Origin of the sequence: Pontibacter beigongshangensis, from assembly GCF_014332515.1 — a bacterium.
Lineage (GTDB): Bacteria > Bacteroidota > Bacteroidia > Cytophagales > Hymenobacteraceae > Pontibacter > Pontibacter beigongshangensis.
Window position 1 is genome coordinate 141,936 of sequence record NZ_VFSD01000015.1, and the last position, 16,920, is coordinate 158,855.

14 protein-coding genes are annotated in these 16,920 nt (G+C 50.8%); 8 read left to right on the plus strand and 6 right to left on the minus strand.

Annotated features, from left to right (window positions below; translation table 11 throughout):
• Window positions 1-156: 156 nt before the first annotated feature.
• From rdgB to secDF, 5 genes are all read left to right on the plus strand, one after another.
• Window positions 157-753 carry an RdgB/HAM1 family non-canonical purine NTP pyrophosphatase gene (gene rdgB / locus FJM74_RS13470; RefSeq protein WP_187263132.1) on the plus strand — a complete coding sequence of 199 codons (597 nt, stop codon included), beginning with the start codon at window positions 157-159 and terminating at the stop codon, window positions 751-753.
• A 356-nt stretch (window positions 754-1,109) separates the two neighbouring features.
• Window positions 1,110-1,730 (plus strand): uridine kinase, encoded by a 621-nt coding sequence (gene udk / locus FJM74_RS13475; RefSeq protein ID WP_187263133.1) that lies wholly within the window; start codon window positions 1,110-1,112, stop codon window positions 1,728-1,730.
• The gene (locus FJM74_RS13480) at window positions 1,727-2,419 is read left to right on the plus strand and encodes a potassium channel family protein (protein WP_187263134.1); all 693 of its coding nucleotides are present in this window, start codon (window positions 1,727-1,729) and stop codon (window positions 2,417-2,419) included. Before udk ends, FJM74_RS13480 begins: the two co-directional genes overlap by 4 nt.
• Window positions 2,420-2,576: 157 nt before the next feature.
• Window positions 2,577-2,951, plus strand: coding sequence for an RNA methyltransferase (locus tag FJM74_RS13485; protein WP_241739144.1), 375 nt, complete (start codon window positions 2,577-2,579; stop codon window positions 2,949-2,951).
• A gap of 140 nt (window positions 2,952-3,091) precedes the next feature.
• Window positions 3,092-6,112, plus strand: a complete 3,021-nt coding sequence (gene secDF / locus FJM74_RS13490) for a protein translocase subunit SecDF (RefSeq protein ID WP_187263135.1) — start codon at window positions 3,092-3,094, stop codon at window positions 6,110-6,112.
• 319 nt (window positions 6,113-6,431) lie between these two features.
• Here the strand turns inward: secDF and FJM74_RS13495 are convergent, their stop codons facing one another.
• Window positions 6,432-7,037, minus strand: a complete 606-nt coding sequence (locus FJM74_RS13495; RefSeq protein WP_187263136.1) for a NifU family protein — start codon at window positions 7,035-7,037, stop codon at window positions 6,432-6,434.
• A gap of 468 nt (window positions 7,038-7,505) precedes the next feature.
• Here FJM74_RS13495 and FJM74_RS13500 point away from each other — a divergent pair, with 468 nt between their 5' ends.
• Entirely contained in the window at window positions 7,506-8,891 is a 1,386-nt protein-coding gene (locus tag FJM74_RS13500; protein ID WP_187263137.1) for a sodium:proton antiporter, read from the plus strand.
• A 249-nt stretch (window positions 8,892-9,140) separates the two neighbouring features.
• Here FJM74_RS13500 and aroC read toward each other — a convergent pair whose 3' ends face one another.
• Window positions 9,141-10,226, minus strand: coding sequence for a chorismate synthase (gene aroC, locus FJM74_RS13505; protein ID WP_187263138.1), 1,086 nt, complete (start codon window positions 10,224-10,226; stop codon window positions 9,141-9,143).
• Complete coding sequence (locus tag FJM74_RS13510) at window positions 10,223-11,662, minus strand: BatD family protein (RefSeq protein WP_187263139.1); 1,440 nt, start codon at window positions 11,660-11,662, stop codon at window positions 10,223-10,225. Before FJM74_RS13510 ends, aroC begins: the two co-directional genes overlap by 4 nt.
• A 487-nt stretch (window positions 11,663-12,149) precedes the next feature.
• Between FJM74_RS13510 and FJM74_RS13515 the strand changes: the two genes are divergently transcribed.
• Window positions 12,150-12,341 carry a hypothetical protein gene (locus tag FJM74_RS13515; protein WP_187263140.1) on the plus strand — a complete coding sequence of 64 codons (192 nt, stop codon included), beginning with the start codon at window positions 12,150-12,152 and terminating at the stop codon, window positions 12,339-12,341.
• Here the strand turns inward: FJM74_RS13515 and queG are convergent.
• Window positions 12,338-13,279 carry a tRNA epoxyqueuosine(34) reductase QueG gene (gene queG, locus FJM74_RS13520; RefSeq protein WP_194350003.1) on the minus strand — a complete coding sequence of 314 codons (942 nt, stop codon included), beginning with the start codon at window positions 13,277-13,279 and terminating at the stop codon, window positions 12,338-12,340. The two genes, FJM74_RS13515 and queG, sit on opposite strands and share 4 nt — an antisense overlap.
• 411 nt (window positions 13,280-13,690) lie before the next feature.
• Window positions 13,691-14,737 (minus strand): Holliday junction branch migration DNA helicase RuvB, encoded by a 1,047-nt coding sequence (gene ruvB / locus FJM74_RS13525; protein WP_187263141.1) that lies wholly within the window; start codon window positions 14,735-14,737, stop codon window positions 13,691-13,693.
• A 289-nt stretch (window positions 14,738-15,026) separates the two neighbouring features.
• Between ruvB and FJM74_RS13530 the strand changes: the two genes are divergently transcribed.
• Window positions 15,027-15,449, plus strand: a complete 423-nt coding sequence (locus tag FJM74_RS13530) for a phospholipase D-like domain-containing protein (protein WP_317175561.1) — start codon at window positions 15,027-15,029, stop codon at window positions 15,447-15,449.
• A gap of 178 nt (window positions 15,450-15,627) precedes the next feature.
• On the opposite strand, the gene FJM74_RS13535 is transcribed toward FJM74_RS13530, so the two are convergent.
• Window positions 15,628-16,806: an acyl-CoA dehydrogenase family protein gene (locus FJM74_RS13535; protein WP_187263142.1), complete on the minus strand. Its 1,179-nt coding sequence runs from the start codon at window positions 16,804-16,806 to the stop codon at window positions 15,628-15,630.
• Window positions 16,807-16,920: the final 114 nt, after the last annotated feature.

Below are 16,920 nucleotides of genomic sequence, written 5' to 3' on the forward strand. Positions count from 1 at the left end.
AGCGGCAGGTGTAGCAATTCCTGCCTCTTCACTTAACTTTTTACCATTAAAACCTGTTTCTCATCGTCAACCTCTCTAACTTTTACTTCTCTACCTCTTAACTTCTTAAGCTCCCCTACCTTTCTAACTTTAACTTCTCTAACTATCTACCTAAAAATGAAACAACTCTGTTTTGCCACCAACAACATCAAAAAGCTAAAGGAAGTGGGCCAGATGCTGGAGGGCACCTATAACCTGCTCACGCTGAAGGACATTGGTTGCCTGGAGGAACTGGCAGAGGACCAGCACACGCTGGAAGGAAACTCGCGGCAAAAGGCAGCTTACGTGTGGGAGAACTACCAGATCGACTGCTTTGCCGACGACACCGGCCTGGAAGTGGAGGCGCTGCACGGGGAGCCTGGCGTGTACTCGGCCCGCTATGCCGGCCCGCAACGCAGCGATACCGACAACATGCAACTGGTGCTGCAGAACCTGCAGGGCCAACAGAACCGGAAAGCACGTTTCAGAACCTCTATTACCTTGTTTCTGGGCGGGCAGGAGCACCAGTTCGAAGGGACTGTGGAAGGGCAGATTACAGAAACGTGGAACGGCGACACCAGCTTTGGCTACGACCCTATTTTTATTCCGGAAGGCTACAGCCAGACCTTTGCCCAGATGAGCCTTGAGGCGAAAAACGCCATCAGTCACCGCGGCAGGGCCATCCGGAAGCTGGTGGAGTTTCTGAAGGCGCAGCAGGGGGCTCTTTCAAATTAGAAATTAGAAATTGGGGAAACTTTTCATCTGAAAACAGTTTCAGAGAGGCAGCATTGAAGTAGAAATTAAAAATTATGGAAGGCTGCGGCCCCTCGTATGCTGCAATGATCCCGAAAACCCTGTAAATCGTTGGGTATAAAAGGATTCAGACCATAATCTTACCATCTATTATCAAGCGTCTAGTATCTAAAAAGCCTCTGGAGGGCCTTTTTCATTAGAATAATTGCTCTACGGACCAAGGAGGAAATCAGGTAAGAGGCAGGGCATTTTGTTGTACACCATTACCAATATTCAATATTTAACATAAAGCATTCTGCCGCAAAACCTTAAATTTGTATTCAGAGACCAGGATTCCTATGCAAAAGCCATACATAGTCGGGATTACAGGGGGCAGCGCTTCAGGGAAAACCACTTTTTTGAACAAGCTGCTGTCCTCGTTCGCGCCGGAGCACATCAGCCTTATCTCGCAGGACAACTATTACAAGCCCCGCGAGTACCAGACAAAAGACGCCAACGGCATCTTCAACTTCGACCTGCCTTCCTGCATCGACGATGAGGCCTATGCCGACGACCTGCGCAAAATAAGCCAGGGCGAAACCGTGCACCGGACAGAGTACACCTTCAACAACCCGGATGTGGTGCCGAGGCAGCTGGCGTTCAGGCCTGCCCCTATCGTAGTGGTGGAGGGCATTTTCGTGTTTTACTTTGAGGAGGTAGCCAGACTCATGGACCTGAAAGTGTACATAGACGCCAAAGAATACATTAAACTGCAGCGCCGCATTACCCGCGACCGCATTGAGCGCGGCTACGACCTGGACGATGTGCTCTACCGCTACACCAACCACGTAGCGCCCACGTACGAGAAATACATAGAACCTTACAAGCACGATGCCGACATCATCGTGCCGAACAACAACCAGTTTGAAAAAGGGCTGGAAGTGCTCACTACCTTCCTGAAAACAAAAATTAAACCATGAGGTACAAGTTTGCAGTAATCGGTCTGGGCGTATTCGGAAACTCCATTGCCCGGACACTTGCCGAGCGCGGGGCAGAAGTACTGGCCATCGACAACAATGAGGACCATGTGCAGGACATCAAAGACGAAGTAGCCTACGCCGTCACCCTCGACTCTACCGACATTCGTGCACTGGAAGCCCAGAACGTGCAGGACATGGATGCCGTGGTGGTAGCCATAGGCGAAGACTTTGAGGCTTTGCTTATTACCACGGCCAACCTGCAGGAACTCAACATAAAACGGGTAATTACCAGGGCCTCTAACAAGCAGCAGCGCCGAATCCTGGAAAAAATGGGGGTACAGGAAATTCTGTCGCCGGAGGGCGAGGTAGGCAAAACGGTGGCAGAGCGCCTGCTACAACCAAGTATCCGCACCTTCCTGCCTCTCCCCGACAACTACGAGATCGTAGAAATTAACACCCCGCGCGGCGTAGCCAACCGCAGTATTGCCAAAATATCCCTCCGCGAAAAATACAATCTTAATCTGATCACCATCAAACGCTCTTTTGAGGAGGTCCTGGACGGAAAAGCAATGCAGGTAGAGCATATTATAGGGGTGCCCAAAGCCGAGACCATCATCTACCCTTCTGATATCCTGATTCTTATAGGAAAAAAGAACGACATAAAGCGTTTTATTGAAATTAACAGGTAGCCTGTCTTCAATTTCAGAAAAAAAAGCATGTGAGGGGGACAAAACCGGCTTTATACGTGTCTTAGTATAGAAAGGGCTGTAAAATGCCTATGTTGCGGACACAAAAAATCAAAAAACCTTGTGTCTTATGTCCTTTTACTTACATTTGTAATTAATTATGCCAAAACCTAAAGCTATATACTGTCACGTAAGGCATCTGCTGATGTCTCTCACGCTGCTCTGGGCACTTATGCTCAATGGGCAGGAGGTGATAGCGTATAGTGCTGCGGCAAAGGCAACTGGCCCTGCTACGGCAGCCATGCTGGCCATGGCGCCAGAGAGAGAATCTAAAACCGAAATAAAGCAGAAGGTATCGCTGGAGGCCACTACCTCTTTTGTAGCCCTTAACCTGCAGCAGGCCATCGTGCCTGTTCCGATACAGTCTTTTGCAACACCCGCCGACGAGGAAATGAAAACCTCTGGCCTGGCACCGCCCGGCAATGGCTTTGTTGCGCAGCTTTTTCCTGTTACCATTCAGCCTAACGCTCCCTAGTTAGCCTGCCATCTCCCCTTTTTTAACGATTTTTCCGCTCCCTGCGGAACAGCTATGCCCACGCAACAAGTTTACTTCAGCAGCAGGCATGGCAAGCGGTTCATTATCTTATTTATCTATACTTAATTTCTTATTTACCAATGCGGAACAAAAATTTAATTATTGTCCTGACAGTACTGGTAACGGCGCTTTGCCTGTACTACCTGTCATTTTCGCTGATCTCGCGCAATGTGCAGAAAGACGCGGAGGTCTATGCCACTGACGCACAAGGCAACGTAGATCTGTCAATGCAGCAGGCGTACCTCGACTCAATCTGGAGAGAGCCCGTGTTTATGAACTACACCTACGAGCAGGTGAGCAGCAAGGAGCTAGGCCTGGGCCTCGACCTGAAGGGCGGCATGCACGTTGTGCTGGAAGTATCTCCGGTAGAGATCATCAAATCACTGTCTGGCAACAGCAAAGACCCTAACTTCCTGAAAGCCCTGGCCCGCGCCCAGGAGATGCAGAAGAACAGCCAGCAAAGCTTTACTACGCTGTTTGGCGAAGCTTACCGCGAAGTGGACCCCACAGGCCGCCTGAGCCGTATTTTTTCTAACCAGGCTAACCGTGGCAGAATCAGTTACGAATCTTCGAACGCGGAAGTATTAAGCGTGATCGACGGTGAGGTGGAAGATGCCATTGAGCGCTCTTTTAACATCCTGCGTACCCGTATCGACAAGTTTGGCGTAAACCAGCCCAACATTCAGCGCCTGAAAGGCAGCGGCCGCATCCAGATAGAACTTCCAGGTGTAGACAACCCGGACCGTGTGCGGAAGCTACTTTCCGGCATGGCAAACCTGGAGTTTTGGGAAGTATGGACGCCAGAGGAATTCTCCCCGTATTTCTCAAAGCTGGATGAGTTCCTGACACAGCAGGAAAAAGCAGGAAAGCTTAATTTACGCACTACCGCCACGGCGCAGCAAGATGCACTGAACCAGGCTGCCGCTCCTGCCACAGCAACCCCTCAAACAGAAGACGTGCTGGCACAGGCTGCCGCCACCGATACAACAACGGCCGCGACAGACACAACAGCCCTCGCCCAGACAGCACCAACTGACACGACCGCGCTAGACTCGCTGGCTGCCGAGCAAAACAGTGTGCTGGCCCGCCTCTTTACCATGATGCCCGGCGGACTGGGTGCCAACGTGCGTGACACAGCCAGGATCAACGACATTCTGACTAGCCCGGAAGTACGTTCCATTTTCCCGTCGAACATGAAATTCCTGTGGAGCGTGAAGCCGGTAGCAGGCGACAACCGCCAGGAGTTTGTGGAGTTCTATGCCATTAAGAAAGGCCGTGGCGGCAAAGCCCCGATGGGTGGCGATGCCATTAACGATGCCCGCCAGGACTTTGACCAGCATGGTCGCCCTGAAATAACCATGAACATGAACCCGACTGGCGCCAAGCAATGGGCCCGCCTGACGGCTGCGAACGTGGAGCGCCAGATTGCAATCGTTCTCGATGACAATGTGTACTCAGCGCCGGTAGTAAAAGGAGAGATTACAGGAGGCAACTCCTCCATTAGCGGCAACTTTACGGTAGAGGAAGCGCAAGACCTGGCCAACATCCTGAAAGCCGGTAAGATGCCGGCTCCTACCCGCATTGTGGAAGAAGCCATTGTAGGCCCGTCGTTGGGTCAGGAGGCCATTAATCAGGGCCTTATCTCTACCCTGGCAGGCTTGCTGCTGGTAGTAATCTTTATGATAGCCTATTACAACCGTGGCGGCCTTATTGCTAACATTGCGCTGGTGTTCAACATCTTCTTTATTTTAGGAATACTTGCTCAGTTCAACGCCGCCCTCACGCTGCCTGGTATAGCCGGTATTGTGCTTACGCTGGGTATGGCCGTAGATGCCAACGTGCTTATCTTTGAACGCATGCGCGAAGAGGCCCGCAAAGGACTGAGCATACGCGAGGTGATCAACAAAGGGTACGAGAAAGCCTTCTACACTATCTTAGATGCCAACGTAACCACCTTCCTGGTAGGTTTTATTCTCTACTACTTTGGCTCAGGCCCTGTAAAAGGCTTTGCCATTACCCTGATGATCGGTATCGTTACCTCTTTCTTTACGTCGGTGTATATTTCGAGGCTGTTTATCGAGAGCTCTTTCAAACGTAGCGGCAAGCTCTCCTTCTCCTCAGCGTATGCGGAAAACCTGTTTAAGAACATCCGCTTCGATGCCATGAAGTACAAGAAAGTTACGTACTCCATCTCCATTGGCATACTCCTGCTTGGTATTGGGGCGCTGATAATCAATGGCGGACCTAACCTGGGTGTCGACTTTAAAGGTGGCCGCTCGTACGTGGTGGAGTTCGACAACGCCGTGCCTGCCTCCGATATCCGTAATACCCTGATAGAGAACTTCGAGTCGGCTGGTACTGAGGTAAAAACGTTTGGAGCCTCTAACCGGGTAAAGGTGATTACCAGCTGGCTAGCCGACGATGAGAGTATTGAGGCCGACGACAGAGTTTTGACTGCCCTGGAGAAAGGCCTGCAGCAATACAGCAACCTGAACCCGGAGATACTGAGTTCCTCTAAAGTAGGAGCCGGCATGGCCGACGACATCCAGAAAACAGCACTCATAGCCATGGCACTGTCGCTGGCCGGCATCTTCCTGTACGTGATGCTGCGCTTCAGTAAATGGCAGTTCAGTTTGGGCGCGGTTGTGGCCCTGTTGCACGACGCACTCATAATTATTGCCATATTTGCCATACTGGATACACTTGGCGTATCGTACGAGATGGACCAGGTATTTATCGCCGCCGTACTGACGGTGATAGGCTACTCGATAAACGACACGGTGGTGATTTTCGACCGTATCCGCGAGTACATGTCTGACAACCCACGTGCAGCCGTTCGTGACCTGATAAACCCGGCCCTGATCAGCACGTTCAGCCGTACGATCATTACCGCCGTTACTGTGCTTCTGGTGGTAGTGGTGCTTTTCATCTTTGGTGGTGAGGTGTTGCGTGGCTTCTCGCTTGCACTTATCATAGGTGTGTTAGCCGGTACGTACTCTTCCCTGTTTATCGCTGCCCCGCTGGCGGTAGATACCATGAAAGAGCAAACTGAGCCAGCTGCCTCGCTTAAAACAAACCAGCCTGCTCAACCTGTGCGCTAAGCTAGTTTAGCTACCCGTATAAAGCGGGTAGGCTGTAAAACGAAAGAGTGGCTGCTCCATCCGGGGCAGCCACTCTTTCGTTTTTCTGGGCATGGCACCTGAAAATTGCAAGCCTTTTGTCCGTGCCCGGACCTTGTGCAGAAAAGCCTCCAGGAGGCCATTTTCATTCCAATAATTGCTGGGCGGCAAATCTTACCCCTAGCAGGCAAAGCGATTAGCGGTCAATTTGTTGTCGCTGTAGAACCAGAGATCCGGGCACAAAAAAATGTCCTGCCTTCCATCGAAAGCAGGACATTTCATTTATCTTGAATTCAGGGAGTTAGATGGTAATGCCGTCGGCCACTACTTCTCTTACTTCCGGCACCATGCGCTTGAGCAGGTTTTCGATACCAGCCTTCAGGGTAACCGTGGCAGAGGGGCAGCCGCTGCAGGAACCCTGCAAGTGCACTGTCACCACCCCGTCGTGGTACGATTTAAAGGTAATGTTGCCGCCATCCTGCTCCACTGCAGGGCGCACGTAATTTTCGAGCAGGTCGATAATCTTCTGCGACAGCTCAACATCTTCCGGCGAAGTGTCGGATCCGGCAGTGGCCGTGGTTTTAGCAACCGGCATCTCCGTGAAGATCGGGCCGCCAGCCTCTACATATGATTTCAGGAAGGCACGCAGCTCAGGAATAAGCTTTACCCACTCAATGGAGGTGCTCTTGGTAACGGTTACAAAATTGCTGGCGATAAACACGCGCGACACATAATCGAAGTTAAAAAGCTCCTGCGCCAAGGGCGAGTTTAATGCGCTCTCAAGGTTTGGATAATCTACGCTCTGGCCATCGGGCAGAAACGCTACATTCATCACAAACTTCATTGATTCCGGGTTAGGGTTAGCTTCAGCATAAACTGAAACTACCTTTTCTTTATTTTCTGTCATAAGATACGCTGTTTAATATTAAAACTTTTGTATTGGTTTTAAAGTTTCCAAATTTACTTATAATTTCTGAGAAGTGCCAGAAACCTTACTTTAGCATGTTTAAACACCAATAAAGCGGAGTTATAGGCTACTGCAACATCTCCTCGAAGAATCCGGGCCAATTTCAATTACCAGGAGGCTTAAAACAACCGGCGGCCAAGTTCCCGGAAATCAGGCTTTGTTTTCTTCCAATTGAACAGCAGGATTAAGTGGTCCTGCCTCTGTTGCCTTGGTGAGTTACAATTTTCGGCTTCAAAAAGCAAAGATGCAGTTTATACGAACTCCACGGGGCGGTTTGCCCGGAGTCAATCCGCTTCTAAAAAAAATTATGCCGTTGCCTATGCCTGCTTAACTGTAGCTATTTAGCCCAGAAAATGTAATTTTGCGCAACTGTTAAATTTTTATTTAGCCTTAGACTGCGTATTTAACATGCTCAACCACTTTACTGTTCTGGCGCAGGCACACCCTGCGGTGCCTGGTTTCCTCATTATTCCGTTTCTGCTCCTGATCGCGCTGATCGCCAGTGGTCCGATCTTTTTTGGTCATTTCTGGGAACACAACTACAAAAAAGTTGCTGTTACGATTGGCCTCACGGTTTTAGCCTATTATATATTCGTGCTGCACGATGTGCACATGCCCATACACACCTTCTTTGAGTACTTCTCTTTTGCCGTCCTGCTCAGTTCCCTGTACATAGCAGCCGGCGGTATCTACATCAAGACCGATGCCAGATCGACCCCACTCACGAATGCAGCCATGGTGGCTGTAGGCGCTGTGCTGGCTAACGTGATAGGCACTACCGGGGCCTCGCTGCTCCTTATCCGCCCGTTTATCCGGTTAAACGCGCACCGCATAAAGGCCTACCAGATTGTTTTCTTCATTTTTATAGTGAGCAACGCCGGTGGCCTGCTGACGCCGCTTGGCGACCCGCCGCTGTTTATAGGTTTTTTAAAAGGCGTTCCGTTCTTCTGGACCCTGCAACACTTGTTTGTGCCCTGGCTGCTGGCTGTTTCGCTGCTTTGCCTGGTGTTTTACCTCATCGACAGACGCAATGCGGCAGCGCGGCCCCAGCCTGATCTGGCAGAAAAGGCGGCTGGTGACAAGACAGAGTTTGAGGTGAGTGGCAAGCGTAACCTGATCTGGCTGGCCATTATCATTGGCGCCATTTTCCTGGACCCGAACGTGGTGGAAGGCATGCCGCACATCAACTACGACGGCAACCGCTTTTCTTTCCTGCGCGAAATTATTCAGCTGACCGCCGCCTTCTTCTGCTTCCGTTATTCGAACAAAGCAGCCCTGGAAGGAAACCAGTTCAACTTTCACCCCATTCTGGAAGTGGTGTTCCTGTTCTTCGGCATTTTCTTCTCGATGATGCCAGCCCTGCAGCTTTCTGCCGAAATCGCTTCCGCTCCGCAGTTTGCGCAGTACATCACGCCTAATTTCCTGTACTGGGTTACCGGGTCACTTTCCGGGTTCCTGGATAACGCACCTACCTACGCCAACTTCCTGTCGCTGGCCATGGCCAAGTACGACATGGCGCAGAGCAGTGTGGTAGAGGTAAGGCAGTTTGCCACAGGCACCGGCGCAGACCCCGGCACGCTGGTCATGCTGGAGGCTATTTCATTGGCAGCAGTTCTTTTCGGAGCCTTCACCTATATAGGCAACGGCCCTAACTTTATGGTGAAAGCCATAGCAGAGAGCGCAGGCATCAAAATGCCGTCTTTCTTTGGCTATGTGGTACGTTTCTCCATTCCGTTCCTGCTGCCGGTACTGATCCTGATCTGGTACCTGGTGGTGCACCTGCGCCTGTTCTAGTGTTGGCCGCAAATACCTTTAAAAGCCGAAGGGCCGGATTCATTATGGAATCCGGCCCTTCGGCTTTTAAAGGAAAAAGAAAAGTCTCTGAAATTATTCTAATGAAAATGGCCTTCCGGAGGCAAAAAGACGCAAAGCTCTCTTTGGTTTAGAAATATAGAACTTTGAGGCCTTGCACCTCACCTTAACCATTCAACAATCAGCAACAAACAATCAGCAATTATTCTAATGAAAATGCCCTTCCGGAGGCTACTGGCCGATCCTGCTCACCTGCTGGCGCATCAGGAAATCGGCAATTACGAGTGCGGCCATGGCATCTACAATGGGCACGGCCCTTGGCAATACGCAGGGGTCGTGCCGGCCTTTGCCTTTCAGGGTAATTTCTTCGCCCTGGTCGTTGATGGTTTGCTGCGGCTGCAGAATGGTGGCCACCGGCTTAAACGCGACGTTAAAGTAAATGTCCTGGCCGTTGGAGATGCCGCCCTGTATACCCCCCGAACGGTTGGTTTTGGTGCGCACATTCCCGGCCTCGTCGGTGTAAAACTGGTCGTTGTGCTGGGAACCTCTCATCTTCACGCCTTCAAAGCCACTGCCATATTCAAATCCTTTCACGGCGTTAATACTAAGCATCGCTTTTCCGAGCTCTGCGTGTAACTTGTCGAACACGGGCTCCCCAAGGCCGGCCGGAACGCCTTTGATAACACAGCTCACCACACCACCAATGGTGTCTAAACTGTCGCGGGCATCTTCTATGAGCTTTATCATCTCTCCGGCGGTGTTGCTCTCAGGGCAGCGCACGATGTTGGAGTCGATCAGGCTCAGGTCCAGCTCGGTGTAGGCCTGCTCCAGTTTTATGCTCCCCACCTGCGACACATAGGCAGCTACGCTAATGCCATAGTACTGCAGCATTTTGGCTGCCAGGGCTCCGGCAGCCACGCGTGCCACGGTTTCGCGGGCAGAGCTGCGGCCACCGCCTCTGAAATCGCGGGTACCGTACTTGGCTGTATAGGTATAATCGGCATGCGAAGGCCGGAAGGCGTGCTCGATATGCGAATAGTCGTGGCTTGCCTGGTCCTTGTTGTTTACCACCATAGCAATAGGTGTGCCCTGTGTCTGGCCATTAAAAATGCCGGAAAGGATGGTTACCTTGTCTTCCTCTTTGCGGGGTGTGGTAATGTTAGACTGGCCGGGACGGCGGCGGTCCAGGGCATGTTGGATCTCCTCGGTCGTAATCTCAATACCTGCCGGGCAGCCGTCAATTATTACTCCTACTGCGGCGCCATGTGACTCCCCGAATGTTGTGATCCGGAAAAGCTTACCGTAAGAATTGCTCATTTATGCTTAGTTCTTAAAAAAACAAATGCCGATACAACCAGTAGCACCAGCAAAACAATATTTGTGTAGCGCTTGATCTCGTCTACATAATGTAAACTTACCAAAGTATTTTCTTCATTCTTAATGATATTGTAAAACGTACCCAAATTTCTTGATAAAATAAGGTCGTCCCGGTCGCTCTCTCCTGTTACACGCACTACCAGTTCAGGGCGAAGGGTGTCGTATACAGCTGTTTCGGGGTTAAAAAACACCCAATCAAAGGCATCGCTCAGGCTATAGTAGCCAGGCTGCCGGGCTATGGCCGGGTAAATAAATGTTTTGGCACCTGTTATGCGCCCGTCGCGCCGGGTAATATTCTGGCTCAGGTCCGAAGGGTAAAACTCCAGGCCAGGGACCGGCACAGGCTCAGGAGCCATAATAGCGGCCAGGTTCCCCTCCCCCACAATCTCGAACTGGTACTTAATGCTTTTGTTAACCGAAACATTGCTTTTATTCACCTCCTCGTTCAGGGAGTAGGCACCTACCGGCACAACATCGCGGAGCGGGTGGGGCGGCAGTTCCTTCACCACAATACTCCGTTCCCGCGCCCTGAAGGTTTTGTATCCTTCTAACCTGTCTTCGGCTAACAAGCCAGGGTTCTTAGCCACTTTGTACTTGATCATTCTCAACGAAAGCGGCGGAAAAACCAGGGGCTCCTTGTTGAGGGGGTACAGTACGGCTTCGTAGAGCTTGAAGCGCAGAAAGGGCTTGTCTGAAATACTGACCTGCTCCGGCGTGATCTCCCCGATCTCAAAGGTCTCTTCCCACACGTTGGGTTGCTTAAGCTGCTTTAGGATAGAGGTGAGCTGGTTGGCGAAATCGTAAAAATCGAGCAGGCGCTGGTCTTCGTTGGCCAGGTAAAAATAGAGCACCACGCCTACTCCCTCGCCCACAAAAACTTCTTTTTTGCTGGTGTAGAGCGTCAGAAAAGCGTTGTCTTCCATATCCACGAACTCCTGCTCTGCTTCTATCTCTTCTTCGGCCTCTGCCTCGGCTATGGTGGGGTCCGGGCTTTGGGGGTTGGTGGCCATGGGCAGCACCTGTATGGTCGTGCCCTTCGATTGCACCACCTGCCCGTTTACCTTCATAGCAAATGGCTTCAGCTCAAACTCCCCTTCTTCAAAGGCTGCATAGTTTTGGGTAACGGTGAGGATAACGGTGGTTTTGCCCCCCACTATTATGGTTTTAGTAGAAGAGAACTTGGTGCTTTTCTTAAACCCCTCAATATCCGGGAAGGCGGAAATATCTTTCAGCTCCTGGTCCTGAAGCCTGGCCGAGATGGTAAAATACTGGTTGATGGGCAGCCGGCTTTGGCCAAGCTCAATGCGTACCTGCTGCGCTGTGGCTGGGGCCACAGACGCCAGCATAAAAAAAGCAAGTAGAAACAGGAACCGCATACGCTTTTTTAACCTTCTGGCAAGACCGGATTTCGTAAAGAACCAACAGCCAGCAGCAAAGATAGCAAATATTGCACGCTTTGAGCCATAAACTGCTGCCAGCCATACCCTGGTCCGGCTCACTGGCAGCCCTTTCAGAACGTCTGCAACAAAGGTCTGTTTTGGGGTATCGGCCCGGGTTTGGGCCAAAAAGGTTTGGGTAAAAGCCTGATCTCTAAAAGGGGAAAGTAACGTTGCTAAGCAATAAAAATTGCCTCATTTTTATCAGGACAAATTTCATACAAAAGTGGCAGCTTCTTCATCACCATAAAATCAACAGTAACAGGCTGAAAGCACGTTGCTTACAAATATTAGTTAGTTTCTTCTTGGTATTTTATACAATTTTTTATATATTTACGCTCATTATGACGCCTATGCTGTACAGCACCTTTCAGGCTATAACACGTATTTGCTAATACAATACATCGATCATACATTTACAAATACAATGTTAGAATACGTAAAAACCATCTTATTGAAAGTAAGTTTCGATAAGTCGCTTTTTGAGAAAGAGCTTAGAAAAGCTTTTAAAGTTCTGGTAGTTGAGGAAATTAAAGAACTGAAGCAATGGTGTTACGAAAAATTCTCGGGGGTCTATTTACGCATCCTGAACCGGGTATTCTCTAAAAACGCCATTTAGTTCTCCTCGCTGGTTGTACCTTCCACAAACTTTATATTCCGGAGCAGGCCCTTATAGCCTGCTCTTTTTACAGCAGACTTCCTGAACAGCTGCGAAAACACTTCCTGCGTCAATTCCTGCCAATCGGCCTTTTTTAGTTCTTTTAGCTGCGGATGCGGCGCAAATGCCGGCTCCTGATGCGGCTTGCTGAAGCGGTTCCAGGGGCACACGTCCTGGCAAATGTCGCAACCGAATACCCAGTTGCCGAATTTCCCGTTCATGTCCTGCGGCAACTGATCCTTCAGCTCAATGGTGAAATACGAAATGCACTTGCTGCCGTCCACCACATACGGCGCCACAATGGCATCGGTGGGGCAGGCATCCAAACACCGGGTGCACGAGCCGCAATAATCCTTTATGGGCCCGTCGTAGACAAGCTCCAGATCTATAATGAGTTCGGCAATAAAATAGAAGCTGCCCACCTGCGGCGTAATCAGGTTGCTGTTTTTGCCCACCCAGCCCAGTCCGCTCTTTTTGGCCCAGGCCTTGTCGAGCACCGGGGCTGAATCTACGAAGCAGCGGCCGCCTACCTCCCCTATTTCCTCATTTATAAACTTCAGCAGTTCCTTCAGCTTGTCTTTGATCACGAAGTGGTAATCGGTGCCGTAGGCGTACTTCGATATCTTGTAAGTATCCTCCGCTGGCTGCTGCTGCTCCGGGAAATAGTTGAGCAGCAGCGACACCACCGATTTGGCGTCGTCTACGAGCAGGCGCGGGTCCAGGCGCTTGTCGAAGTGGTTTTCCATGTAGCGCATCTGGCCGTGCATGTTCTGGTTAAGCCAGTTCTCCAGCCGGGGCGCCTCCTCCTCCAGAAAATCGGCCCTGGATATGCCACAGTACATAAAGCCCAGTTCCTGCGCCTTTTGCTTAATCAGGTATGTGTTTTTCTCTTTCGTCAAAATGTAAAACTCCTGCTATGGTGGTAGGATAATAAAAGAACAAAATTAAACTAAAATAAATCCTTTGCACGATTCAGTAGCAGCACCTGGCGCAGCCAAGCCTCCGGAAGGGCATTTTCATTAGAATAATTCGGTTAGTGGTAGATTGTCAGTTGTTAAATTGTTTAATAGTTGATTTGGAGATGAACCGGAGGACATCAATCAGTTCTTGTAGCTACGCGAACTCCTGCTGCAGACAAAAAGTCTACTATCTAGCATCTAATATCTAACATCTAAAAAGCCTCCGGAGGGCCAATTTCATTAGAATAATTGCTTCCCTTGAGCCTCGGAACAGGAAGGCTCTTTTCCCGAAAACGAAAAAGCAGGCCTAGAGCCTGCTCCTTACACTTATTACAAACATTTTACTATACTTTAAACTTCCGGTTGATTGAACAAGCCACCGCCTGTTACCTGCTGCGGCGGAATTTTGCCCAGGTGTCGGTAGGCAAGCTCCGTTGTTTCGCGTCCGCGTGCCGTCCTTTTAATGTAACCCTCCTGAATCAAAAAGGGTTCGTACACTTCCTCAATAGTTTCTGCCTCTTCTCCACAGGCTGTCGCAATGGTAGAAATACCTACCGGCCCGCCTTTGTACTTGTCAATAATGCAGAGCAGGATGCGGTTGTCCATATCATCGAGGCCGTTGTGGTCTACGTCCAGCGCGTTCAGGGCAAACTTGGCTATGTCTACTGTAATCGTGCCGTCGCCTTTTACCTGGGCAAAGTCGCGGGTGCGGCGAAGCAGGTTGTTGGCGATACGCGGTGTTCCACGACTACGGCGAGCTATCTCGTAGGCCGCATCGGCGTGTATGGGCGCTCCCAGCAGGGCGGCAGAACGCTTCACAATAGTGGTGAGCAGTTCTGCATCGTAGTACTCCAGGCGTGAGTTAATGCTGAAGCGCGCCCGAAGCGGTGCCGTAAGCAGGCCGGAGCGGGTGGTGGCGCCAATTAAGGTAAACGGGTTCAGGCTGATCTGCACGGAGCGGGCATTCGGGCCGGAATCGAGCATGATGTCGATCTTGTAATCCTCCATGGCCGAGTACAGGTATTCCTCCACAATCGGGTTCAGGCGGTGTATCTCGTCTATAAACAGCACATCGTTCTGATCCAGGTTGGTGAGCAGGCCCGCCAGGTCGCTTGGCTTGTCGAGCACTGGTCCCGAGGTCATTTTGATGTTGGCATCCAGCTCAGAGGCAATAATGTGCGACAAGGTGGTTTTGCCCAGGCCTGGAGGCCCGTGCAGCAGCACGTGGTCGAGCGCCTCACCCCTGCGCCGGGCAGCCTGCACGAATATCTTCAGGTTCTCCACAATCTTTGCCTGCCCGGTAAAGTCGTGGAAGCTGAGTGGCCGAAGCGCCTTGTCTATATCACGTTCGGCTGGCGTTAGGCTCTCCTTATCACCAGTGATATAATCTTCTCTCATGGTATTCTTTGTCCTTTTTAAGCAGCTATGGCTGTACCTAAAGGTAACAGTTCCAGCTTTGGTTTCACTCCATTTCTACCTACGAATTTACTCATTTTTGCTAATTATTTTATATAAATTAATTATAAATCTAATATTATTAGCATTATCTGTATTTGTGGTATTAAATTCGGTATTTGCTATAGCTCCACTCCTTACAGCGTTTGCCATGTTCTGATCCCACCACAACATCACCAGCCACGCCTTCTTCAGCCCTGGCGACGATTGCCTCCATGCTATTGTCACCGGCATTTCGGAGGCAGTACAGGCTATAGACATCTGCGTGTTCACCATCAGCGACGACCGCATTACTGATGCCATCGTCCAGGCCCACCGCAAGGGCGTCAGGATCCGGATTATTACAGACAACAAAAAAATCCACGACCATGGCTCCGACATTAAAGAACTGGCAGCGAAAGGCCTGCAGGTGCGCGTAGACAAGACGCGTAGCCACATGCATCATAAGTTCGCCCTCTTCGATGGAAGCCGGGTGCTAACCGGCAGCTACAACTGGACCCGCAGTGCCGCCCTGTTCAACCACGAAAACGTGCTTGTTACCGACCAGCCTGGCATTGTACAAGATTATAGCCGCGAGTTTGAAAAACTTTGGAAAGAAATGGCAACATACACCTTCCGGCGCGAAGGCAATCGGGGAACTGCCCTGGAGGAGTAACGTGTACTGCCCTGAAAGTAGAGTTGTATAACTTAAAAGAAGGTTCGGGCGCAAAGGGCGATCGACTGCCAGAACCTCTCGGAGGGCCATTTTCATTAGAATAATTCCAGGTGCTGGCTGCAGGAAGAGAAGTTTTCGGCTCTTACCCTGCACTTTTTATTCCTACCACATCCGTATTTTACTTAAACGCCTGGATACCGGTAATATCGGCTCCGGTAATGAGCAGATGAATATCGTGTGTGCCTTCGTAGGTGATCACTGATTCCAGGTTCATCATGTGGCGCATAATCGGGTACTCACCTGTTATGCCCATGCCCCCATGTATCTGCCGGGCTTCGCGGGCCACGCGCAGCGCCATGTCTACGTTGTTGCGTTTGGCCATGGATATCTGCTGGGTAGTGGCTTTTCCTTCGTTTTTGAGGGTACCCAGCCGCCAGGCCAGCAGTTGCGCTTTGGTAATTTCGGTGAGCATTTCGGCCAGTTTTTTCTGAGTTAGCTGAAAGGCCCCGATGGGTTTGTCGAACTGCACCCGCTCTATGGCGTACTTCCTGGCCGACTCATAACAATCTATGGCGGCGCCTATGGCTCCCCAGGCAATGCCGTAACGGGCCGAGTCGAGGCAGCCGAGGGGGCCACGCAGGCCTTCTACGTTTAGGAACAGGTTCTCCTTCGGCACCTTCACGTTGTCGAACACGAGCTCGCCGGTGCAGCTGGCACGCAGGCTCCATTTATTATGAATTTCAGGCGTAGAAAAACCCTCCATGCCACGCTCCACGAGCAGGCCTTTAATGCGGCCTTCTTCGTTTTTAGCCCATACCACCGCCACCTGACACTCCGGTGCGTTCGAAATCCACATTTTGGAGCCGTTGAGCAGGTAGTGGTCGCCCCTGTCTTTGATATTGGTTGTCATGCCGCCGGGGTTGGAGCCAAAGTCGGGTTCGGTGAGGCCGAAGCAGCCAAGCCACTCGCCACTGGCCAATCTGGGCAGAAACTTCTTTCGCTGCTCCTCGGAGCCGTAGGCATAGATCGGGTACATCACCAGGGAGCCCTGCACTGAGGCGGTGGAGCGCATGCCAGAGTCGCCACGTTCAATTTCCTGCATAATCAGACCATAGCTGATGTAGTCCAGCCCGCCACCGCCATATTCTACCGGAATGGTGGGGCCAAAGGCCCCGACCTCGCCAAACTTCGCCACGATTTCCGAAGGGAAGTGCGCCTCCTGCGCCCACTGCTCTATGTTCGGAGAGATCTCGCGCTTCACAAAGTCGCGCATGGTCTGCCGGATAAGCTTATGCTCTTCGGTTAGCAGATCATCTATGTTGAAATAATCGGGTGCTCCTGCAGATTCGTAGGCCATTTTTTTGTTTGCTGATTGTTTCTTGTTGATTGCCGTTCTTCCTTATATAGCCATACGTAGAATGTGCCTTCAACATCATAAAACAAGATAACAATTCGGCCTGATATTCATAAA